The following is a 23,130-nucleotide window of genomic DNA, read 5'->3' on the forward strand; positions in this document are numbered from 1 at the left end:
TCAAATCACATTGGGAAAGGGGGAGGGAACTTAGCGCGCAGCTTGATAAATACGTTGGCTAACTTCCAGATTGATGTCCTGATGTTCACCCAGAGCAGTCATGCCGTGTTGGTGTAGTTTGTCGATCAGTGCAGGTATGGAGCTGCCATCTAGTTGGTAATCGGACAAGCGGGTAGGTACCCCCATTTTTTCGAAGAAAGTGCGCGTCGCCGCAATGGCACCATCGATTCGGTTCTCTTCTGAACCCTCGCGCAGTCCCCAGACACGCTCGGCGTATTGCAGCAATTTTTCGCGTTTCTGTGCTTTTTTCTCCACCAGCAAGGCCGGCAGGACGATAGCCAGAGTTTGGGCGTGATCCAGACCGTGCATAGCGGTTAGCTCATGACCCAGCATGTGTGTCGCCCAGTCCTGAGGCACACCGGCGCCGATCAGGCCATTAAGCGCCATGGTAGCGCTCCACATCACGTTGGCACGCACCGCGTAGTTTTCGGGTTCTGCCAGCGCGCGCGGGCCATCTTCCAACAGTGTCAGCAATAGACCTTCCGCAAAGCGATCCTGTACTTTGGCATCAACCGGGTAGGTCAGATACTGCTCCAGGGTGTGAACGAATGCATCCACGACACCATTGGCAATCTGGCGCGGCGGTAATGAGTAAGTCACTACCGGATCCAGTACGGCAAACAGTGGCTGTACATGCGCAGAGAAGAAGTGCTGTTTGTCGCCGCTGCTTGCGCGAGTAATCACTGCGCCACTGTTGGATTCAGAACCGGTTGCGGGCAAGGTAAGCACGCATCCCATCGGTACTGCCTCAGTGACTTTGCTGCCTACGGTTTTCAGAATATGCCAGGGATCGCGATCCGCTGTGTAATTGGCCGCTGCCGCAATAAATTTGGTGCCATCAACCACAGAACCGCCACCCACTGCCAACAGGAAGTCGATCTTTTCTTCCCGTACCAGCTCAACCGCTTTCATTAGCGTTTCGTAGGTTGGATTGGGTTCAATGCCGCAGAACTCCTGTACATTTCGGCCAACCAGTGCGGAATAGACCTGATCCAGCACGCCGTTTTTCTTGACGCTGCCACCACCGTAGGTGATCAGAATGCGGGCATCAGCCGGGATCTGTTTGCCCAGTTCTGCAATCTGCCCCTTACCGAACAGGATTTTTGTTGGGGTATGAAGAATGAAGTTTTGCATGATCGTTTTCTCTATATGGCATCAGGGGGGCGCCAAATGGCGCAAAGTAACTGGTGTGTATTGTCAGTAACTTAGCCCGAACACACAATGCATATTCCTGTAAGTGTCTTGCCTATTCCTACAATTGTCTGTAGGAAACACAAATTTTGCTCTACTATCCATGTCAGATTATTCAGTATGCAAGAGAGAAGTCGTGACGCAGACAAGTGAGTTGCATGGTCGAATGGCGCGCAAGGCGATGCTTTTTGCCACTGGCAAAGGCTACAGCCCCTCGCCAGTTCCCAAGGTGAAAATCCTGTATGCTGATGAGCATTGTCCGCGTCAGGCAGTGATGTATGAACCCGGTATTGTGATTATTTTTCAGGGGCATAAGGTTGGCTACTGTGGCAGCAAAGCCTTCCAGTACGATCCGCGCAATTACCTGTTGATGACTGTACCTCTGCCGTTTGAATGTGAAACCTTTGCCAGCCCAGAGCAACCGCTGGTCGGGTTGGCGGTGAATATCGATACCCAGATGTTGCAGGATCTGTTGATCGATATTGGTGATGACGACTATCTGATGAAACCCCGGATGGAAAGTAGTGGAGTTAACCTCGCACCACTGAGCGATGAAATGCTGTGCGCCACCGAACGTTTACTGGATGTTATGGCGAAACCGCTGGATGCTCGCGTGTTGGGGCCGCAGATTGTGCGAGAACTGCTTTATTACGTGCTGCGGGGCAACTGCGGAGCTTCATTACAGGAATTGGTCAACCGTCACACCCATTTTGGCCAAATTGCCAAGGCGTTGCGGCGGATTGAGAATCAATATGCGGAAAGCCTGAACGTCGAGCAACTGGCGTATGAGGTAAATATGAGCGTTTCCGCATTCCACCATAACTTTAAAGCGGTAACCAATACTTCACCGTTGCAATACGTTAAATCCTATCGTTTGCATAAAGCACGTTTGCTGATGGTGCATGATGGGTTGAAAGCCAGCACAGCGGCGATAAAGGTGGGATACGAGAGTGCTTCGCAGTTTAGCCGCGAGTTTAAACGTCTGTTTGGTATAACGCCGAGCGATGAGATCGCCCGGCTACGGGATAACAACATAATAATGCAGGGCTAGGCTGGGTCTATTACTCAATTCGTGAGGCGCGCTTTTGGCGCCAAATCACCAGCATGGCACCCAGCAGGCCAAACACCAGTAGTGCCACAGGCAGGATCATCAATCCTGTCATCACCTGATCTTCATGGCGTTTGACCAAAGGGATCTGGCTGAAAGCATAGCCTACAGTGACCACCGAACCCACCCAAAGTAAAGCGCTCAGCCAGTTAAATATCTGAAAGCGGGTGTTATTCAGGCCTGATAGGCCAGCGATGGTGGGTAACAGGGTACGCACAAATGCCAGGAAGCGGCCAATCAGCAACGAGAGCAGACCATGGCGATCGAACAGCATGTCTGCGCGCTGGTGATATTGGATCGGCAACTGTAGCAACCAGCCTTTGACCAACGATGTATGACCGAGCCATCGTCCTTGCAGATAGCTGAGCCAGCAACCAAGGCTGGCGGCAACGGTCAGGATAATCAGTGTGGGGATGAAACTCATCACGCCTTTGGCAATCAGTGCACCGGTCAACAGTAGCAAGCTATCGCCGGGGAGAAAGGCCGCTGGTAGTAAACCATTTTCTAAAAACAGAGTGGCGAAAAGTACGGTATAAACCACCCAAATTACACTGGGATCGGCAAGGGCAATAAAATCCTGTGTCCACAGTGCGTGAATAATTTCTTTTAATACATCCATTTTTTGTCCTGTGGTGCGCCTGGGCTGACTTTCTGTCGGCTGTCGTGCTTATGACAATGCTTAACAGTGAATAGAGGGACATGCCCTAGTGTAACGCTATTAGCCTAAGCGGACATTAAACAGAATGTAGAAATGTGTCAGAGGACGTAAAAACCTGGACGAAGGGTGGGCGACAGACCTGTCGCCCAGAAAATTTAGCGCGTGAGGCGCTCAAAACCGGCGGCCAGATCGTCAATCAGGTCTTGCACGTTCTCCAGCCCGATATGCAGGCGTACCAGCGTGCCAGAGAAATCCACGCCGCCTGCCGGGCGGATTGCCTCCAGCTCTTCCGGTTGGTTAGCCAGGACCAGTGATTCATAACCTCCCCAGGAATAGGCCATGCTGAAGTGGCTGAATTTATCCAGATAATGAGCCAACTGCGTATCGCTCAGGCGCTGTTTCAGCACAAAAGAAAACAGGCCGTTACAACCGCTGAAATCGCGGCGATAAAACTCGTGGCCCTTACATCCCGGCAACGCAGGGTGATTGACCACTGCCACCTCTGGCCGTTGTTGCAACCATTGTGCCACGGCAATGCTGCTTTGTTCGTGCTGCTTGAGCCTTACGCTCAGCGTGCGCAGACCTCGGCTGGCCATATAGGCGGTATCGGCATCAACCATTTGCCCCATCAGATAAGAGTTTTCGCGCAGTTGTTCCCAGCAGCGGGCATTAGCGACGGCGGTACCCAGCATATAGTCAGAATGCCCGATGATGTATTTGGTGCCCGCCTGAATGGAAATATCGATATCAAAATCCAGCGCTTTGAACAGAACGCCTGCCGCCCAGGTATTATCGATCATGATGATAATCTCCGGGTTCACGCTGCGAATGGCCTTGACCATTGCCGGGATATCTTGCACTTCCATGGTGATGGAACCCGGTGACTCCAGGAAAACGACGCGGGTGTTAGGCTGGATCAATGAAGCAATCCCGGCCCCGATCAATGGATCAAAATAGCCGGTGGTTACGTTCATGCGGCCAAGAATATGCGTGCAGAAATCCTGCGTAGGTTCATAAGCCGATCCGGTCACCAGCACATGATCGCCTGCGCCCACGAACGACAGAATGGCATTTGAGACGGCGGCTGCGCCACATGGATACAACACGCAGCCTGCACCGTTTTCCAACTCGGTCATGGCATCTTGCAAAGCGAAATGGGTGAGGGTGCCACGGCGCCCGTAAAAAAGCTCTCCGTGAGCGCGCTTGGCGGTGGCGTGCTTTTTAGCCGCAACCGATTCAAATACCAGTGAAGAGGCGCGTTGCGTCACTGGATTAACGGAGCCTTGAGTATAGCGTTTGCTGCGCCCGGCGCCGATTAGCGCGGTTTCGAGATTCTTTGATTTCATGCTGAATTTACCTTTGGGCAGCCAACGCCGCCGCAGCTTGAAGGGCGACGTGTATAAGTCCATTTTGCGATAGGCTTTACGTTAACATGTTATTAAATAGCCATCCAGACGTTTTAACCGCTATGTTCGCAGCGGCATGGTAAAGCCCAGGCTAGCCTCTTTTTTATCCACGGGTACGGTATTGCGTAAATAATAATGATAACCACTATCAATCCCTGATTGGTTTGGTATGATCGCACGCTGAATTCTTGCGTAAATATTGAGATGGATGGAGGCACAGCGTGAAGACGGCTGGCAAGACGATTAATCAGGAAGCTTGTGGCGGACGCCGTGAGCGTTTTGGGGCGCTGGGACGTGGCGTAATTGCCACGCTGGTTTTGATGATAGGGTTGGCAGGTAGTGCTCAGTCTGCCCCGGCCACAGCACCTGCGGTTGCTGAAAGCGTTGCGGCAGCAACGGCAACCACGCCAGAAGCCCCCCCTACCGAAGCATTAACCCCCAAGAATATTACCTCTGCTAACCCAGCCCCGGCTATCCAACCCCCTGAAACCTTTGGGATGGATCTCTCTGTCTGGGGGATGTATCAGCATGCAGATGTGGTGGTGAAAACAGTAATGATTGGGCTGGTCCTGGCCTCTATTGTTACCTGGACCATTCTGTTTGCCAAAGGAAGCGAACTGATCCGCTCCAAGCGCCGTTTGCGTCTTGAACAGCAGGCACTGGCCGATGTGACCTCTTTGGATGATGCTGCCGAATTGGCACAAAGTTTCTCGCAAGAAAGCATCAGCGCGGTATTGCTGCAAGATGCGCAGAACGAGCTGGAACTGTCGGCAGCCTCTAACGATAACAACGGGATTAAAGAGCGCGCCGGTTTCCGCCTTGAACGCCGTGTGGCAGCTTATGGGCGCCAGTTGGGGCGTGGAAATGGCTTTCTGGCGACTATCGGTGCCATTTCTCCGTTTGTCGGTCTGTTCGGTACCGTATGGGGCATCATGAACAGCTTTATTGGCATTGCCCACTCACAAACCACCAATCTGGCGGTGGTGGCACCGGGTATTGCGGAAGCATTGCTCGCTACTGCCATCGGCCTGGTCGCTGCGATCCCGGCGGTGGTGATCTACAACATCTTCGCTCGTGTTATTGGTGGCCATCGTGCTCAAGTGGGTGACGTGGCTGCGCAGGTGCTATTGATGCTGGGGCGCGATCTGGATCTGACGGCTGCGGCCGAGGCCAAACGAGCCAAACATGCTCACCAACTGCGAGTGGGGTGAGCCATGGCGATGCGCTTTAATGAAGATCTGGACGACAGTGGCGAGTTGCATGAAATCAACGTGACGCCGTTTATCGATGTCATGCTGGTACTGTTGATCATCTTTATGGTGGCGGCACCTTTGGCAACGGTAGATATTCGTGTCGATCTTCCGGCTTCTTCCGCCAAGCCACAACCGCGCCCGGAAAAACCGGTATTCCTGTCGGTCAAGGCAGACAATCAGATGTATGTGGGGGATGAGCCAGTGTTGGCGGGGCAACTGACCACAGTGCTGGACCAGCGTACCCATGCAAATAAAGAAACTACCATCTTCTTCCAGGCGGACAAAACCGTTGATTATGAAACGGTGATGAGCGTGATGGATACGCTGCGTAGCTCCGGCTATCTGAAGGTCGGGCTGGTGGGGATGGAAGGTGTCGCCAGGTAACGTTTGTGCTGTAAGTGTGTAGAAGGGACACAGCCTAGATGGCCCTTGAGGTTGATGACAAAGTCGCTTTTTAGCCTGAGATACACGGGGCTAGCGCACCGAGGGGCACTCCGACGACTTACGCCGTTACGACCCCTTCGGCACGCTCCCCCTAATAACGGGCTTTGTCAGCAGTCTGAAGGGGCTAGATGGCCCCTTTTATTTTTACTTAACTGCGGGCATGGTTTGCGGCACGAGCGATCTGCTCGTCGGTTGGACGCACGCCGGTATACAGAACAAACTGCTCCAATGCCTGCAAAGCGATCACTTCGGCACCGGTAATCACCTGCTTGCCCTGTTCACGTGCATAGCGGATCAATGGCGTCTCTGCTGGTAATGCCACAACATCGAAGGCGATCCTGGCAGCGTCAATGGTGGCGGGTGCAAAGGCCAACTCTTCAGCCTCTGCTCCGCCCGCCATACCGATTGGCGTAACGTTAATCACCATCTCAACCTGCAAGTCCCCCATTTCCGCTAGCCACGGGTAGCCATATTGCGACGCCAGCGCCTGACCAGCCTGCGAGTTACGCGCAATAATATGGCCATTGATAAACCCGGCATCGCGCAGAGCGGCAGTCACCGCCTTGGCCATGCCGCCGCTGCCACGCAGGGCGAACGAAGTGGCCGCAGGGATCTGGTATTGCTTCAGCAGCTTGGCGATAGCGATATAGTCGGTGTTATAGGCGCGCAAAAAACCGTTATCATTGACGATAGTATTGACGGACTCAATCGCTGTGGCTGAAGCATCCAACTCATCCAGAAAAGGAATGCAGCTTTCCTTAAATGGCATGGAAACAGCGCAACCCCGAATGCCCAGTGCACGTACGCCACCGACTGCTGCCTTAATGTCCTGGGTAGTGAACGCCTTGTAGATAAAATTCAGATCCAGTTCTTGATACAGATAATTGTGAAAACGAGTGCCGAAGTTACCGGGTCGGCCAGCCAGCGACATACACAGCTGCGTATCTTTGTTGATTTCACGAGTCATAACGGGGTCCTCAGCAAAAAATAAATTGGTTCAGTTATGCCAAATATTGCGTTGAGTTATAGATAGGCCGCTCAGGTAGGGCCTAAAGCTTTTGAACCTGCATGGCGCAAATGGATCTGGCCCGGAAGGTGTAAGGTGTTCTGCTCAAGGGGACGTTCTTCAATCAGTGCGGTGATCATGTCAAAACTGTGTTGTGCCAGACTGCGACAGTCTTGCGCCACGGTGTCGATCTTCATCGTCAGGCAATCGAACAGGTAGTGATCGTCGAAGCTGCACAAGTGTATCTCGCTTTCCATCAACTGGTGCTGGTTCAAATAGCGCAATACGCCCTCCAGCAGACCACAGGCGGCGGTAAATAACGCTTTTGGTGGCCGGCCGAGCTGCGCGCACAGCTGAGCGATCATTTCATAACCCGAGCTTGGGTGATAGTTACCGTTGATGATCCATTCTGGCTTGCAAGGAACACCGGCCCGTTCCAACCCGAGCTGGAAACCCGCCAAGCGATCCCGCGTGGGTGAAAGACGCTGCTGCCCACCCAGAAAGTAGAATTCATCCGGGTGCTGGCGCGCCACGGTTTCCACCAAACTGGCGGTAGGCGCTATGGAATCGGTAATAACCAGCGGCAATTGGCTACCGGGGATAAGACGGTCAATCTGTACCACAGGAAGGCTGGCGTTGATCTTCTGGTATTCCACATCGTTAAGCTGGCAGGAAGCAATGATCAAGCCATCGACCTGGCGTTGAACCAGGCTGTTCACCGCCATCATTTCCTGCCCTGGATTTTCGTCTGTGCAGGCGATCAGCAATTGTAGACCTGCTTCACGACACAGCATTTCCAGTTCGCGAGCGGTGACGGCAAAACCATAGTTCGTCATTTCCGGCACTACTAGACCAATGGTATTGCTGCGGGTGGAGCGCAATGAGCGGGCATGGATACTGGGTTGGTAGTGATGCTCATGGGCTAGGGCCAGAATACGATCGCGGGTTTCGTCAGAAACACGGTACTCCTTGCTGCGTCCGTTGAGCACCAGGCTGGCGGTCGATTTAGACACGCCAGCCAGCCCGGCGATATCACTGATGGTTATGCGTTTACTTTTTTTCACTGACGGCATCTGTGTTCATCGTAGGATGCGTCATTCTAACATGCACACTGCCAGCAACCAGTGATCCTGCGTGATTAAAACCGTTCCTTCCAGCCTCAGGCGAGTGGCAAATATTCTCTTTTCCACCGAGCTGGGGTAAAAGCGCATTTGCGATCGCGGTAATGTCCATTCACTCTCTCTTATCCGCAAAAACGCCGCCATGGCGAGCCACAGCGGGCAGGGGATTAACAGCCATCAGAAGAAATATTTGAATCTGGCGCGAGCACCGTAACGCTGATCGTTGCCACTATTGACGATGTTATTTTCGGCGTTGGTCTCAAGCATTGAGACATAGGCCCCCAGATAGAGATTGAAGTTCTTCATATCCATAATATTGGGGATCAGATACGAGGTATGGATTGTATGGATGTCATACTTGCCAGGTTCACTGAGCGGGGAATTAACGTCAACATTTATTCCACTGATATTAAATTGTTTTATGTCATTGTGGGCATAAATATAGCCGAGTTCGAAACGCTTCCACAGCACATTAATCCCGGTGGTGAAGTTCTGCTCGCCAGACGCATCCAGATAGGCGGTGTTCAGATTGGCCACTACGCCATTGTCTGGATGAGTTGCGGTATTATTCCAACTTAACGTCATACCATAACCGTTACGTTTTGACTGATTAACCCATTCGCCCTGCTCATCCCAGTAGCCGTAGGCGTTATTCACCACGTTGCTTTCCATAGCGACAGCGGCACTGAATTCCTGTTTCTTCCACGCTACAACAGGGCGCAAATAAGCCACATTTTTGCTATTTTCCAGCGTATTACCGTGATATTGGCGATCCTGGAACAGGGAAGTACCGTCTTCAACCAGAGTATTCAGCTCAAAGTACCAGTCTCCCGCGTACTTGCTGAGCATAACGTTGCCACCACTGTTACTACGACCACGGCCCTCTTTCATCATATAGATATAGCCGAAACCGTCGGCGTACAAATCGTTGGCGGTGTTGCCCGAGTATTGGATAAAGGTATCCTGGTTGAGTGGGAACATGTCATAGGCTTCAAAGCGTCCGATTTTAGCCCGCCAGTTGTTCTCGTTGCCAAAGAACAAGGCCGCATCATCAAGATTCATCTTACCGGTCATATCTGCCAGAGGCTGTACGCTGAAGCCAGAGAAGTTACCGTCCTGATTACGGCGATAGCCATCCAGACCAACGAGTATCCGGCCATTAACACTCCATCGTTCCTTATCTCCGGGCCGCCAATTTTTCTTTTCGCTGCTTTTCAACGAAGTGAGCTGGCCCGTGCGGCTGGCACCGTCCAGATTAAATTCCACGTCGCCATAGAGTTTCAGATCGGCAAGTTCATTCAGCTTAAGATTGGAGCCCGGCGCGCTTTGGGTTTCAAGGGAAGCCGTTCTCTGTGCCACCTGTACAGTTTGCTGCTCGGTTTTAGCCGTTCGCTGTTCGAGTTGCATAGCCCGTTTTTCAGCTGATGTTGCACGCGCCTCGGCCTGTTGGGCGCGTTGCTCCGCCGACTGTAGTCGCTGTTCCAACGCATTGAGGCGTTGTTCAATACTCATGCTTGAGGCAGCCAGAGCCGCACCCGATGCGGAAAGTAGTAATCCTGTTGTTAAAGCCAGATAGCGTAATTTTTTCATGATTCCCTGTCATCCAAGAGGTAGGTTGCTATTTTTTGCTAAACTGCTAAACCGGTTTTTCAAAGAATAGACAAGATAAAGGTATGCTGGCAATAAAGTTTGCTAACCCGATTCAGCCATTGTGAGCCTGCTCTCAAATATTCGGGGGAGGTGGAGAGTTGCGAGCTTGGAGAGCGGAAGTTTTCGTACTTTAAGCCAGAGTTTTGACCATTTAGTAACCAGATAACCTCGCCTGGATGGCTTTTTGATATCTTGATAAGGGGGGATGGTTTCGTGTGTTCATCAAAACGATCTTACGAATATCCTTGGTTATATTTGCGGATGAGGCGAAATGGGCACCGTTTGCGTGCCCATTTTTTCGGCTGATATGACGGGTTATGGGGGGACTCTTCGGGCTGATTAAAACAGGCCGATGGCTTTCCACCACAGCAAACCTGCCGTCATAAAGATAGCCTGATTGAGTAAACTGACGACGAAGCCTATCCGCCACCATGTCGCTGTCGGTACGTAACCGGCTCCAAAGAGGATCGGGCCCCGTGCATGACTGTATTGCGTCAGTGAGCAATACAGGCTGCTGGTGAAGGCCAGCATGAACGCCATAGGAACCGCAGGGATATTGAGATTGATACCCACGCCGAGGAATACGGCATACAGGGCGGCGATCTGCGCGTTACCGCTGGCAAAAAAATAGTGGGTATAGAAATAGGCTGCATTCAATAGTAACAAGATCAACACCCAACTGGTGCCGTGCATCATATGGCCGATACTGTTACCAATCAGATCGCCAAACCAACTGGTGAAACCCAGTTTTTTCAGTTGGTTCGCCATCATTAACAGGGCTGCAAACCAAATCAGAGTATCCCATGCCCCTTTTTCGCTCTTGATGTCTCCCCAGCTCAACACGCCGGTTAGTAGCAGGAAAGACAGGCCAACAAAGGACGCAGTGGTGGCGTCCACCCCGAGAAAGTCACCAAAAATCCACAGCACCAGTAGCAATAACACTGTTGCCAGCATCAGCCATTCCTGGGGTTTCATCGCCCCCATCTTTTGCAACTCACTGATAGCCAACTTGGGCGCATCCGGCGTATGCCGTATTTCAGGTTTGGCCAGCCAGTAGATCAGTAAGGGAACGATGCACAATGAGATCAGACAGGGAACCACGGCTGCAACGAACCAACTCCCCCAGGTGATTGTTACCCCGGCATTGGCGGCCAGTTTGACGGCCAGCAGGTTACCGGTATAAGCCGTCATAAACATCGCCGCGGTAATGTCGTTGACGTTACCTATACAGGTAATCAGGAACGTGCCGATTTTATTGCGCGAGGCGTCTTCAGGGCGTGAATCGAAGCTACGGGCCAGTGAGTCGGCGATCGGGTAGATCACCCCACCGCAGCGGGCGGTGTTGCTGGGCATCGCAGGGGACAGGATCAGATCAGCCAACGCCAGACCATAAGCCAATCCGAGAGTTCGCTTGCCCAGAATACGGATCATCTGCAAGGCAATACGCCGCCCAAGGCCGGTTTTAATAAACCCACGGGCGATCATAAAGGCGACCACAATCAACCAGATGAGAGAACTGTTCAAATCACTCAGGGCCGTCTGAATCGCTTCGCTGGCGGTGGTCGCACCGGCGGCATATGTCAGCGCAAAAACGGTGATACTAATGATACCAATGGCGCCTATCGGCAATACATTGACGACGATACAAACGATAGTGGCGACAAAGATGATGGCAGAGTGCCAGGCTGGCAGGTTCAGGCCGTCAGGTGGCGCAAGATGCCAGAAAAAAATGGCAACAAGTAGAATCACTAACAACGGGAGCCAATTAAGGCCATAAGAGGTTTTTGTCTTCACCTTGATCCCCTCAATAAGGACTTAAGAGAAATGATTTTCCGTAACGCATCAGGGTTACAGGGTTAAGAGTTACCCCAAGAAGGGTAGCGCTGAAAAAGGAAGTGGGGAAAAGTGAAAGTGTAAAAGTACAATTCTTATGATCTGACCCGGTATTTTTGGGGAAAAGTCTCGCGGAAGAGGGAAAAATCTGGTCACGCGCATTCATTGACGCCAAGACAAGTATTTCTATTGTTGTGTTAATAATTAACACAGGGGGCATTATGGCCAGAACAACCAGCGTTAACGGAACAAAAATGACGATGAGAGTGTTAAATGGGCGAGGGAGCCGCTTTCCACACGGCCCTGCTTCAGCCCACCGTTGAAATCGTTCAGACGTAATGTTGCAGAAACTCGTTTAGCTGATGGGCGCTTGGTAGGGCGGTCATCGCGCCTTTAGCCGTGGTTGCCAAGGCTCCGCAGGCCTGGGCCTGGGCGATGACTACGCCCCACTCAGCAGCATGTGGCATCCGGCCTAGCTCTGCCAATGCCGCCAGCAGGCCGGCAACGAAGGCATCTCCTGCGCCAGTGGTGTCAACAGGGGTGACAGGTGTTGCATCAAAGTGATGTAGTTGTTTACCGTCATGCATACAAACGCCATCACTGCCTAGAGTTACCAACAACAGACGAAACGAAAAGTGCTCCATCATCCACTCCACCGCCTTGCCAAGCTCCTGCATACCACTGATAAATCGAACCTCTTCAAGAGAAACCTTCACCACATCTGCCCGTTGCAGGGCCTTATGTAAACAGGGGAGGAGTGCCTCCGGTTGCTGCCAGACATCCTCGCGAATGTTGGGATCGAAACTTACCCAACCCCCAGCGTTACGGATATTCTCCATGGCGGCAAAGGTGGCACTGCGGCTTGGTTCCCGCGAGAGGGAAATCGAACAGGCGTGTAACCATTCTCCTGCACTGAACACAGGTAAATCAGTAGGTTGTAAGAAGAGATCGGCACTTGGTTTGACCATGAAGGTAAATGAACGCTCACCCTGCTGATCCAGATCCACCACTACCGTTGAGGTATGGTGTTCAGCGTCCTGCAGCATGAAACGGATATCGACATTTTCTTCACGCAATACCTGCCGCAGGAACCTACCGAAGCTGTCTTCGCCAACCCGGCCAATAAAGGCGCTATTTCCCCCCAGCCGTGCGATGCCTACTGCTACATTAGCGGGGGCGCCGCCAGGACATTTCAGATAGCTGGTGGCATTTTCTGGCACCAGATCTACGACGGCGTCGCCTAATACCCAAACACGATGAGCCATGAGTCATTCCTCTAAGGTGAGATTTTTTGTTAGCTAACATAGAAGAACCGGTTTAGCAAAGCAATCGGGTTATTAGAAAAATGTGTACTAATGTACAAGAGGGAGTTGAGCGGTTTTATTTTAATATATTGATATTATTAACTTTAACAGTAATAACCCACTCTGGGTGACTTAATTGCTGGTGAGTGCCGCTACCGGTTATCGGCAGCGACGTCACTGTGGTGATTTTTTGCCTCTAATCAGCATCTATTTTCCTGATACTGCATAGGTACCCGCGTCGTAAGCAACCAGACAACTCGACTGCAAAGAGGTGCTAACTCTTTCCCTAAGGGTTAACGGCGGCGATGATACTGGACCTACTGGTGCTGGAACTGCGCTACACGGAGGAAAAACGTTTTGCGTCGCCTGTGAGCATTCGTTCAAATAGCGTCCCCCTCCTTGAAGCAGCCACTGGTATAGCTCCTGATTACATCTGAAGTTAAGCTTGCGCATCGCGTTCTGTTTATGTGCATTGGCGGTTTTTTGACTGATATATAAATACTCGGCGGTCTGACGCCCATTCATTCCCCGGTACAGACACTGCAAAACCTCCGTTTCCCGTCGCGTCAGTGGCGACATACACGAGCAGTTTTGGTGGGAGGATAGCGATGACATGAGTCGAGAAGAGAGCATTCCATCCAACAGATTGTGCAGTTCGGGCAAAGTTTGATGACGGTACAGCGTCCCTGCGTTGCATTTGTCGCACTGCATCCCGGGATTGGCCAAGTTTGGGCTGCGCCTTTTATCTTTGATCAAGCACACCATCGGATGGCAGTTACGCTGATGCAATCGGTAAAGCCAGGGCGAAGTAGTGACAAGATCGCCTAGAAAAATGATGTCAATATTGTCATTAGTCTGTGTTTCTTTAAGCAGGTGGATGTTTTGCTTGCGGGATTTGAAAAAAGTCTGCAGTTTCAGACTCAAGCCATAGGTGAAATAGCGATCGGAATCGACGATCAGAATGGAAAGTGGCTGCGCCATGGTATGGGATCCTTTCTACCAGGGAGTCTGCCATACGCCAAATGGCTGGCAGACACAGTGATGATAAATATCCTTAAAAATAAAGATGAGGCAGATACCTGTGGTTTGAAAAAATTAATGATCTTGCAGAACCGCTTGCTCTTCCTTTTTATCATGCTGTCTGGCTACCGAGGGAGGTTCCGCAATATACCAGCGCAAACTGTTATTCAGTGCTCCCGCAGTAACATAAGCTTTTTTGTTTTCAACTAACCGTAGCAGATAGTAACGAGCAAGGTAAATGGTCATTTCGCAGTATTCCGCTATCTCTCGTGTTTTTGGCCATTGCACTTGTGGGGGGATAGAGGTGTGATGATTGTCCCGCTTACAGAGGTTCTGCAGAGCAGTGAGTACCCTATTGAGTTGCTTTTCCCTTTCTTGATTATGATAAGACATTTCACTATCTCCTATTAATGTGTCTTGAAAAAGTTGAGCGGTTAAGGTTAGTCCTGCGCTGTTAATTTTCTCTTTGGTAACGAGAAATGTGTTCTTCCAAAATGTGAGGTGTCTCTTTGAGTCAGTCTCCATTTTTCCATGCTAACCCTACCATGGACTATTGTTTTGTAAAAATCGCAATCACGATCAATGAAATCGTTTTGAGTGCACTTAGCAGAGTAATATTCTAAATATTCCAATTTTGCGACCAGTGTAATCGCAATAGGATTATTCTGGTTAAAAATTAAGGCTTTTATGGCGAAATCGCGCTTGTTGGGAAAAAATACTTTAAAATCCAAGGTGTATTTGCAATAATTTTTTCAGCGACAGGTATGGGAAAAGTCTGGTCTAATAGTCTTTTAAATGTCTTGTTTTTTATTGTGTCGCTTCTTTTTAGATAAATGATGGCTGGCATTTTTATGGTAAATAATTCGACTTTTTAGGGCTGTTACACAGGTTTTATCTTTTTTCCGCTTTGTTCATTGGATGAGGCGCCAGTAAAGTTGTGTTTTTTTTCTGGCGTGCTTCCCCCTTCGCAAATAAAAGGGGAAGGAAAGGGATGCCTTCTTTTATACCAAATGAAAGGATGCTGCCTGGTATATCAATCTCCGTTCAACTTAAACTGCGCCACTTCAGTGGATACCGTTTATTGCGGCGAATTAATATGCCTGGATTTTTCGTTAATTAACGTTTTAAGGATAAAGAAAACATGAAATTGAATAACATTGCGCTGGCTACAGTTCTGTCTCTGGGAATGGTCTCTTTTGCAAATGCCGATGCAGGCTCTGGCAATGTGCATTTCGTCGGTAAAATCATCGATGCACCTTGCTCAATCGCCCCGGAAAGCCTGGATCAGACTAAGAGCTTTGGTCAGGTAGCCAATGTGGCACTGGTTAATGGCGGCAGATCCAGCGTACTGAATTTTGATATCAAACTGCAAGGTTGTGATATTACCAGCAAAAACAAGGTGCAGGTGACCTTCGGTGGTCCATCTGGCGGCGCAACTGGGACGACCAATACCCTGCTGGGCATCACTGGTGCGCATGGCGCGAGTATCGCTATGTATGATGGCTCTAACCAGCCGATCACACTGAATACCCCTACTACCGTTCAAAACCTCCTGGCTGGTGCAAACACGCTGACTTTCTCTGCTTATCTGCAGGGTCATGCTGGTACTACTTTGGCGGATATCGAGGAAGGCGACTTCACTTCGACCACCAACTTTACTCTGGCATATAACTAAGATCGGACGTGGCTGCATGCGACTCCCGCATGCAGCTTTTTCTTGTCCTCAACGGGAGTCAGGGATGTCAGGAAATACGTTTGCTGCTGCCACGTTGCTGCTATTGGCTGGGGGCGTTATTGCCTTACCGGTTTGGGGTGGAAGCAGCCTCAACATGAACGGGGCGATAGTCGCTACCGCCTGCGATATCGATATCAAGAGCCGCGATCAGACTATTGACATGGGTAGGCTGCCCTTCAACGAAATTGTCAGTAACAGTCAGGCGTTGGCGCGACCATTCAGTATCGTACTGGTGAACTGTGCACTGAAACATATCGGCGACACTATCCTGGGTAAGCAACATTTCCGGGTCACGTTTGATGGTCGTAATGAAGGTGGGCATTTTGGGGTTGATGGTGAGGCTCGAGGCGTTGCGCTGGTGCTGAATGATGCACAAGGGCAAGAAGCTGTTCCCGGTGAACCCTTGCCTTTTCAGACACCTGTGTTGCAGGGCAAGGAAATGCGACTGCACTACACAGCCCGTATGGTAAGCAATAATCAGCCGCTGCAAACCGGCACCTATACCGCGCTGGTGCGCTACCAACTTGAGTACTACTGAGTAGCACGGCCAAGACAGATTTACTTTTCCGGCAGGGTAACCCCTTCAATAACAACCATAACGTTCGGAAAAGTCATTAACGCATAAAGGTCAATGGATGATGAGCACCCCACTTGTAGGAGCACAGGTTCCGCGCACCCGCCTGTTGCCGTTGCTGATTGCGCTGGCACTGGTCAATGGCCAGGTATCGGCTGCCAAACCCATCGAATTTAATACCGACGTGCTGGATCTGCAGGAGCGCGACAATATCGATCTGGGGCGTTTTTCTCGTGCTGGTTATGTCATGCCGGGTGAATACAGCCTGGTGGTCAACGTCAATCAACAGGAATTGCCCGAGCAACCCATTCGATTTTATCCGGCAGAAAGCGATCCGGCCAGCAGTGAAGCCTGCCTCCCGGCTACTTTGGTCGAGCAAATGGGGATTAAGGAAGAGTTTACCCGTCAACTGACTTGGTGGCACAACGGCCAGTGCCTGGTGATTGGCAGCCTGAAGGGAATGTCGGTGCGCCCTGATTTGGGCAGTAACACGCTATTTCTCAGTGTTCCGCAGGCTTACCTTGAATACAGCTCTGCCGACTGGGATCCACCGGCCCGTTGGGACGAAGGCATTCCTGGATTGCTGCTGGACTATAACCTGAATGCTCAGACTCAGCACCAGACCCAGAATGACAATGTTCAGAAGGGCTATAACCTGAGCGGCAACGGGGTCGCGGGGGCCAATATGGGCAGTTGGCGGCTGCGCGCCAGTTGGCAGACTCAGATTGATCATCAGACCGGATCGGGCCAGCCAGTAAAGCAGAATTTTGAATGGACGCAGTACACCGCTTATCTGGCCATTGCGCGGTTACGCGCCAAACTGACGGTGGGTGAAGATTTCCTTAATTCCGATATTTTTGACAGTTTCCGCTATACCGGCGTGAGCCTGGTCAGCGATGACGCGATGCTACCGCCTAACCTGCGCGGTTATGCCCCGGAAGTGAGTGGAGTGGCGCGTACTAACGCCCGTGTGGTGATCAGCCAGCAAGGACGGGTTCTATATGAAACGCTGGTTCCGGCTGGCCCATTCCGTATTCAGGATCTGAATAACGCCGTATCGGGTTTGATGGACGTTCGGGTCGAAGAGCAGGACGGTAGCGTACAGGCATTCAATATCAGTACCGCGAGTATCCCTTACCTGACCAGACCGGGAATGATCCGCTACAAGCTGGCGAGTGGACGGCCTACCGACTGGCGGCATCGCACACAAGGCCCTCTGTTTGCCAGCGGTGAGTTTTCCTGGGGCGTCAGCAACGGCTGGTCGCTATTCGGCGGCAGTGTCGTCGGGGATGATTACAACGCACTGGCACTGGGGATCGGCCGTGATCTGATGTTATTCGGGGCACTTTCATTCGATGTGACTCAGTCACGGGCGCGTTTGCCACAAGGGGAAACCTTGACCGGGGGATCGTACCGCCTGCGTTATTCGAAAAACTTCGACCAGATAGGCGGCCAGGTGACTTTTGCTGGCTACCGCTTCTCGGAACGCAGCTTTATGACTATGGGGGAATATCTCGAGATGCGTAACCTCGGAACCCGTAGCCAGAACAGCAAAGAAATGTACACCGTGTCCTATAACCAACAGTTCCGTGATATGGGGCTAACGGCCAACTTGAACTACGACCATCAGACCTACTGGGATCGGCAGGCTAACGATCGTTACAGCCTGTCGCTGATGCGTTACATGAATATTGGCAACTTCAGAAACCTGAGCCTGTCGCTGACGGGTTACCGCAATCAGTACAACGGATTGAATGACGACGGGGTATTCCTGTCGCTGTCGCTGCCTTGGGGTAACCGAGGTTCGGTGAGCTATAGCGGAACCTGGAACGGCGATGATAACACCCATCGGGTGAGTTACTCGGATCGCGTGGGCGACCGTGGTAGCTACCAGGTAAGTAGCGGCTGGACTCGCAAAGGCGCACTGGCCAGCGGTTTCTACAGCCACCAAGGGGATTGGGCGCAGATTAATGCGACAGCCAGTAGCCAGGCGGGGAGTTATACCACGGTGGGGCTGGCGCTACAGGGTGGAGCAACGGCGACCCGTGAAGGTGCAGCGCTGCACCGGGTTGCGATACCGGGTGGCACCCGCCTATTGGTTGATACTGGTGGGGTCGCGGGTATCCCTATTCGTAACTACGGCGCACCCTTGCTGACCAACCGTTTTGGTAAGGCGGTGGTGGCGGATATGAATAGCTACTACCGCAACCGGGTGAATATCGATCTGGATCAACTGCCGGACAATGCCGAGGCATTGAAATCGGTGGTGCAGGCGACATTGACTGAAGGGGCTATAGGTTATCGGCGATTTGACGTTATCGCGGGTGAGAAGGCGATGGCGGTGATCCGCTTGGCAGACGGCACCATGCCGCCCTTCGGTGCAACAGTACAGAATCTGAAAAAGCGTGATGTGGGGATCGTCAATGATGGCGGCAGCGTATACCTGAGCGGTATTGAGCGTGGCGAGACGATGACGGTTCACTGGGACGATCGGGCACAGTGCGAGCTGACCTTGCCCGTGGTGTTACCCGTCGATGGAATGCGTGAATTGCTATTGCCATGCAGGACCATCACCGCGAAAGCAGACACCACAGACCTGGCTGCCGTTCAGGCAACCATGGAGACAAAATGATGACGAGATATGGAATGAAGAGCGTGAATACAGGAATGGCACTTATTGCGGGCACACTGCTGTGCGTACTGACAACTCAGGCCCAGGCGGCGATTGCGTTGGATCGTACCCGGATTATTTTTGCCGGGGGAGATAAGTCAGTCAGCCTGAGCGTGAACAATGACAACCCGCAACTGCCCTATCTGGCGCAGGGCTGGATTGAGGATGCACAGGGTAACAAGGTGACCAGCCCGCTGACGGTGCTGCCGCCAGTGCAGCGTATCGAGGCCGGGGCGAAGAGCCAGGTAAAGATCCAGGCACTACCGACGGTGAGCCAATTGCCACAGGATCGTGAAACCCTGTACTACTTCAACCTGCGTGAGATCCCGCCAAGAAGTGAAAAGTCCAATACGCTGCAGATTGCCTTACAGACGCGCATCAAGCTGTTCTATCGGCCAAAAGGATTGGTGAAAACTACCGCCGAGATGGCAACGCCGTGGCAAGACCAACTGAAGTTGACCAAGCAGGGCGACAAGTATCTGGTAAGCAACCCGACGCCATATTATGTCACGTTGGTGGATGTGGGGAGCCGAAAGGGGGTCAGCGCACCAGGTTTTGAGCCACTGATGCTGGATCCTAAAGGGAGCGCTTCACTAGGGGTGAATGCATCTGTTCTGGGTAATGAGCCGGTGTTGACCTATGTCAACGATTATGGCGGACGCCCGGTGCTGACGTTCAGATGCGGCGGGACAGACTGTCAACTGGTACCGGAGAAGAAGCGCTAACCCAAGCCGATCGTGCCATGTCGCAGGGAGAGGGCGCGGGTCAGGTCTGCAAGGAGAGAACCTATGCAACAACACAATCCGATACCAGGCGGAACTCGCCAAAGGGAAAGACGTCCAGGGGCGAAGGGGAAATATCGCACCGGAATGCTGCTGTGCATTTTGTTAATGAGTGCTTCATCCGTCGCCAATATGCCGGTCAATATCAGAGGGACGGTTATCGTCCCACCACCCTGCACGATTAATAATAATCAGACCATCAGCGTGGATTTTGGTGATGAGGTCATGACGACCCGTATTGATGGCGTTAACTACAGACAGGCCATCAACTACACGTTGAATTGTGATATTCAGAAATCCAATAACCTGAAAATGCGCCTGCAGGGTAGCACGGCCAATTTTAATTCGAGGTTGCTGCGTACAGATAAAAATGGCTTGGGTATCGCTTTATATCGAGGCGCGCAGCCGCTGAATATCAATACCTGGTTTAACTATACCTATCCCAGTAAGCCAGAGCTTTATGCGGTGCTGGTCAAGCAGAATGGGGCGAATCTGACCGGCGGTGAGTTTACAGCATCCGCGACGTTATTAATCGATTACCAGTAAACACAGGGAGATATAAGCGATGCGGATTTTACGGTTTTCCCTGTTGGCAGCGGGTTTAATTGGTTATTTACCGTTGGTGCTGGCTGCCGGGGGAGATGTGGCGTTTCGGGGAACATTACTTGAACCGCCCCCCTGCACCATCAACAGTGGCAATAATATTACCGTTGATTTCGGGGTAAAAGTCGGCATTAAAAAAGTGGATGGCATTAATTATATGCAGAACATCAATTATGAATTGGTCTGTGAACCTAATACCCATAGTTGGGTATTAAAACTGAAACTCACAGGAAATAGCACCTCTTTTGATAATGCGGCGGTACAAACCAATATCAGCGGCTTGGGGATCAGGATCCAGCGTAATGGCCAGCCATTTATCTTGGGCAGTGAGCTTATTACTACGCCAGCGAGCAAGCCGCAACTCACTGCGGTACCGGTCCAACAGCCGGGTGTGCTGTTACCGGAAGGCCCCTTTGAAGCCGCAGTTACGCTGCAGGCTGATTACCAATAATAGGGAGGCGATATGATACGGTTCTCTACGCTGCGATTGGCGGTGATCGTTGTACTTGGCGGATTATCCGGCTTATCCCATGCGGTCGACAACGTTCGTTTTAAGGGGGCTTTGGTCGCGGAGCCCTGCACATTGCGTGTGGCAGACGAGAACATCACCGTCGATTTTGGTTCGATCGTCGAGAAATATCTTTATCTTAATGGCCGCACCTTGGGTGAGCCTTTGATATTACATCTGGATGATTGTGACATCAGCCTGGGCAATATGGTCAAGTTGACCTTTTCCGGTATTGAAAATAGCAAGCTTAATGGATTGCTGGCGATATCTGGTGCCAGCCAGACGCAGGGAATTGCCATCGGCATTGAAACGTTGCGGGGCGACCTGGTGTCACTTAATACCGGGCGTTATAACCAGGGATTAATCGCTGGCAATAATACCCTGAGCCTGCGTGCTTATGTACAGGGTGAACCCGATGCTATCAGCCAGAAAAGTATTCACCCAGGTAGTTTCACCGCCAGTGCAACCTTTTTATTGGAATATGAGTAGCCTGCTTATGGGTGTTACCCAGATCTCTACGACGTGGCTAATTGACCCGCGACGGATACGGGATAATCACAGGAGTGTTTATGAAAGCCATTAGAGTGATTCTTTTCACAGCTACGCTGCTGACAGCGTTTAGCGCCCAAAGCGCGATTTACTCTTATATCACGCGCAGTGAAGGGACACCGTCGAATGCAAAATACTGGTGGACGATTGAATACTGGGACACCGTCGATGCCACACCGAATCCGTGCTATGGCTGGTCACAATGCACGGCGTTTATCGGCCACCGGCACAGTGATGGCGGGGAGTCAGGCAGTTGGGTGTCGGACGGCAATGAATATATTGATAATATCCAGAGTTTGCGCACCGTCGGTGATGTTGGCGCTGCTTTTCAGCGTAATTTTTCGCTGCCGCGCAGCGGTACCCAAAGCCATAGTGGTCCTGCTGTGACTCAAGAGTGCGTCGGTGTCTATTATAAAGCCTCAAAAGGGACCTCGGGTGCCGGTGGCAGCCCGATGATGCCCAGCAGTTTATGTGGCATTGTCCCGCCGCCGGTGGGCAAATGTGAATTTACCGAAACCAGCCTTGAGCTGACACACGGCCAGGTTCAGTTGAAAGACATTGAAGGGAATCAGGCGCGGCAAACCGGTTATGTCCGCTGCACCCAAACCATGGATGTGATGGTTTATGCTGCTGGAGGGGGCGGTAATGGCATGGTGAACCTCCGGAGCGATGGCAGCCTGAAATCTCGTTTGACCATCGGCGGGGTGAGCGGTTCAACAGGGATCAGGATACGCGCTTTAGCCGGTGTCAAAATGCCCGTGGAGTTTGTCTCTACGCTAACTAAAGTGGGTGCTGTTGAGGCCGGTGATTTCTTCGGGTCGGCCACGGCAATCATTACTATGCCTTGAGCGGTGCTGTTTAATTGTACTTGAGCGCCGCTGGCGCTCAAATCAGCCTAACCGATGACTGAACCAAAGAGTGCGCCCACACCGGATGATACGCCCATCGCAAGTGCACTCCAGAAAGTTATGCGGATAACCCCAGGGCGTATTGGTGCTCCCCCTGCCTTGGCTGCAATGCCGCCTAGGATCGCCAGCGAAAGCAATGCGGAAAGTGCAATCGCCGGGATTGCCCAATCAGCTCTGGTAATAAAAGCTACCAGTAAGGGTAATATCGCTCCAGCAGCAAAGCTCAACGCAGAGGTCCAGGCCGCCTGTAACGGACGCGCGGTGGTGATTTCTGATATCCCCAGTTCATCGCGCGCGTGCGCCCCCAGAGCATCGTGGTTCATCAGTTTTTCTGCGACCTGTTTGGCCAGTGCCAAATCAAGGCCCCGATGGACATAAATAGAGGTTAGCTCGCGGTGTTCCCCTTGATAATCAGCATCCAGTTCCGCTTGCTCTTCGGCTAAAGCGGCTTTTTCCGTATCTGATTGGGAAGATACCGAGACATATTCACCCGTCGCCATCGACATGGCACCAGCAACCAAACCGGCAATACCCGTCAATAGCAGGCTCTGATGCGTGGCATTGGCTGCTGCCACCCCCAGTAATAGACTTGCGGTAGAGACGATGCCGTCGTTTGCGCCAAGAACAGCGGCTCTCAGCCAGCCGATTTTTTCTATGCTGTGTCGTTCTCTGTGCATCCTGGTGCTCCCTTATCTTCCGGTGTTGCGTAACCGTTGATGGCCAAGCATTTCAGGCAGGATAAACCG

The 23,130-nt window shown here is 51.7% G+C and carries 23 protein-coding genes; 11 read left to right on the forward strand and 12 right to left on the reverse strand.

Going from position 1 to position 23,130, the window contains the following annotated elements; translation table 11 throughout:
• Positions 1–30 precede the first annotated feature (30 nt).
• Complete coding sequence (yqhD, locus tag SAQUA_RS03295) at positions 31–1,194, reverse strand: alcohol dehydrogenase (RefSeq protein ID WP_380677794.1); 1,164 nt, start codon at positions 1,192–1,194, stop codon at positions 31–33.
• Positions 1,195–1,417: 223 nt separating this feature from the next.
• Here yqhD and SAQUA_RS03300 point away from each other — a divergent pair, with 223 nt between their 5' ends.
• A complete protein-coding gene (locus tag SAQUA_RS03300) occupies positions 1,418–2,302 on the forward strand; it encodes an AraC family transcriptional regulator (RefSeq protein WP_380678244.1) in 885 nt (294 codons plus the stop codon).
• A gap of 10 nt (positions 2,303–2,312) precedes the next feature.
• Here SAQUA_RS03300 and SAQUA_RS03305 read toward each other — a convergent pair whose 3' ends face one another.
• Both SAQUA_RS03305 and metC read right to left on the reverse strand, forming a co-directional pair.
• Complete coding sequence (locus SAQUA_RS03305) at positions 2,313–2,978, reverse strand: DedA family protein (RefSeq protein WP_380677796.1); 666 nt, start codon at positions 2,976–2,978, stop codon at positions 2,313–2,315.
• 194 nt (positions 2,979–3,172) lie between these two features.
• Positions 3,173–4,363: a cystathionine beta-lyase gene (metC, locus tag SAQUA_RS03310; RefSeq protein WP_380677798.1), complete on the reverse strand. Its 1,191-nt coding sequence runs from the start codon at positions 4,361–4,363 to the stop codon at positions 3,173–3,175.
• Between the two features lie 281 nt (positions 4,364–4,644).
• Between metC and exbB the strand changes: the two genes are divergently transcribed.
• Both exbB and exbD read left to right on the forward strand, forming a co-directional pair.
• Positions 4,645–5,634 (forward strand): tol-pal system-associated acyl-CoA thioesterase, encoded by a 990-nt coding sequence (gene exbB, locus SAQUA_RS03315; protein WP_380677800.1) that lies wholly within the window; start codon positions 4,645–4,647, stop codon positions 5,632–5,634.
• Between the two features lie 3 nt (positions 5,635–5,637).
• Positions 5,638–6,060, forward strand: coding sequence for a TonB system transport protein ExbD (gene exbD / locus SAQUA_RS03320; RefSeq protein WP_380677802.1), 423 nt, complete (start codon positions 5,638–5,640; stop codon positions 6,058–6,060).
• Positions 6,061–6,268: 208 nt separating this feature from the next.
• On the opposite strand, the gene SAQUA_RS03325 is transcribed toward exbD, so the two are convergent.
• From SAQUA_RS03325 to SAQUA_RS03360, 8 genes are all read right to left on the reverse strand, one after another.
• A complete protein-coding gene (locus tag SAQUA_RS03325) occupies positions 6,269–7,087 on the reverse strand; it encodes a shikimate 5-dehydrogenase (RefSeq protein WP_380677804.1) in 819 nt (272 codons plus the stop codon).
• A gap of 71 nt (positions 7,088–7,158) precedes the next feature.
• Positions 7,159–8,199, reverse strand: coding sequence for a substrate-binding domain-containing protein (locus tag SAQUA_RS03330; protein ID WP_380677806.1), 1,041 nt, complete (start codon positions 8,197–8,199; stop codon positions 7,159–7,161).
• Positions 8,177–8,359 (reverse strand): hypothetical protein, encoded by a 183-nt coding sequence (locus tag SAQUA_RS03335; RefSeq protein WP_404413229.1) that lies wholly within the window; start codon positions 8,357–8,359, stop codon positions 8,177–8,179. The genes SAQUA_RS03330 and SAQUA_RS03335 overlap by 23 nt, the downstream gene beginning before the upstream one ends.
• Positions 8,360–8,424: 65 nt before the next feature.
• Positions 8,425–9,837, reverse strand: a complete 1,413-nt coding sequence (locus tag SAQUA_RS03340) for a carbohydrate porin (protein ID WP_380677808.1) — start codon at positions 9,835–9,837, stop codon at positions 8,425–8,427.
• Between the two features lie 399 nt (positions 9,838–10,236).
• Positions 10,237–11,691, reverse strand: coding sequence for a DASS family sodium-coupled anion symporter (locus SAQUA_RS03345; protein ID WP_380677810.1), 1,455 nt, complete (start codon positions 11,689–11,691; stop codon positions 10,237–10,239).
• Positions 11,692–12,059: 368 nt separating this feature from the next.
• Positions 12,060–12,995, reverse strand: coding sequence for an aminoimidazole riboside kinase (locus SAQUA_RS03350; RefSeq protein ID WP_380677812.1), 936 nt, complete (start codon positions 12,993–12,995; stop codon positions 12,060–12,062).
• Between the two features lie 246 nt (positions 12,996–13,241).
• Positions 13,242–14,015: a helix-turn-helix transcriptional regulator gene (locus tag SAQUA_RS03355; protein ID WP_380677814.1), complete on the reverse strand. Its 774-nt coding sequence runs from the start codon at positions 14,013–14,015 to the stop codon at positions 13,242–13,244.
• Between the two features lie 114 nt (positions 14,016–14,129).
• Complete coding sequence (locus tag SAQUA_RS03360) at positions 14,130–14,447, reverse strand: FaeA/PapI family transcriptional regulator (RefSeq protein WP_380677816.1); 318 nt, start codon at positions 14,445–14,447, stop codon at positions 14,130–14,132.
• A gap of 748 nt (positions 14,448–15,195) precedes the next feature.
• Here SAQUA_RS03360 and SAQUA_RS03365 point away from each other — a divergent pair.
• The 8 genes from SAQUA_RS03365 to SAQUA_RS03400 all read left to right on the forward strand — a co-directional run bounded on the left by SAQUA_RS03365 (position 15,196) and on the right by SAQUA_RS03400 (position 22,324).
• The gene (locus SAQUA_RS03365) at positions 15,196–15,729 is read left to right on the forward strand and encodes a fimbrial protein (protein WP_380677818.1); all 534 of its coding nucleotides are present in this window, start codon (positions 15,196–15,198) and stop codon (positions 15,727–15,729) included.
• A 64-nt stretch (positions 15,730–15,793) separates the two neighbouring features.
• The gene (locus SAQUA_RS03370) at positions 15,794–16,327 is read left to right on the forward strand and encodes a fimbrial protein (protein WP_380677820.1); all 534 of its coding nucleotides are present in this window, start codon (positions 15,794–15,796) and stop codon (positions 16,325–16,327) included.
• Between the two features lie 97 nt (positions 16,328–16,424).
• On the forward strand, positions 16,425–18,995 hold the full coding sequence (locus SAQUA_RS03375) for an outer membrane usher protein (RefSeq protein ID WP_380677822.1): 2,571 nt from the start codon (positions 16,425–16,427) through the stop codon (positions 18,993–18,995).
• Positions 18,996–19,009: 14 nt separating this feature from the next.
• Positions 19,010–19,759 carry a fimbria/pilus periplasmic chaperone gene (locus tag SAQUA_RS03380; RefSeq protein WP_380678246.1) on the forward strand — a complete coding sequence of 250 codons (750 nt, stop codon included), beginning with the start codon at positions 19,010–19,012 and terminating at the stop codon, positions 19,757–19,759.
• 63 nt (positions 19,760–19,822) lie between these two features.
• Positions 19,823–20,362, forward strand: a complete 540-nt coding sequence (locus SAQUA_RS03385) for a fimbrial protein (protein WP_380677824.1) — start codon at positions 19,823–19,825, stop codon at positions 20,360–20,362.
• A gap of 19 nt (positions 20,363–20,381) precedes the next feature.
• The gene (locus tag SAQUA_RS03390; protein WP_380677826.1) at positions 20,382–20,870 is read left to right on the forward strand and encodes a fimbrial protein; all 489 of its coding nucleotides are present in this window, start codon (positions 20,382–20,384) and stop codon (positions 20,868–20,870) included.
• Between the two features lie 12 nt (positions 20,871–20,882).
• On the forward strand, positions 20,883–21,416 hold the full coding sequence (locus tag SAQUA_RS03395; RefSeq protein ID WP_380677828.1) for a fimbrial protein: 534 nt from the start codon (positions 20,883–20,885) through the stop codon (positions 21,414–21,416).
• 80 nt (positions 21,417–21,496) lie between these two features.
• On the forward strand, positions 21,497–22,324 hold the full coding sequence (locus tag SAQUA_RS03400) for an adhesin (RefSeq protein WP_380677830.1): 828 nt from the start codon (positions 21,497–21,499) through the stop codon (positions 22,322–22,324).
• 47 nt (positions 22,325–22,371) lie between these two features.
• Here the strand turns inward: SAQUA_RS03400 and SAQUA_RS03405 are convergent, their stop codons facing one another.
• Positions 22,372–23,061, reverse strand: coding sequence for a VIT family protein (locus SAQUA_RS03405; RefSeq protein WP_380677832.1), 690 nt, complete (start codon positions 23,059–23,061; stop codon positions 22,372–22,374).
• Between the last annotated feature and the right edge of the window lie 69 nt (positions 23,062–23,130).

The organism is Serratia aquatilis, assembly GCF_044865145.1.
GTDB classification, from domain to species: Bacteria; Pseudomonadota; Gammaproteobacteria; order Enterobacterales; family Enterobacteriaceae; genus Chania; species Chania aquatilis.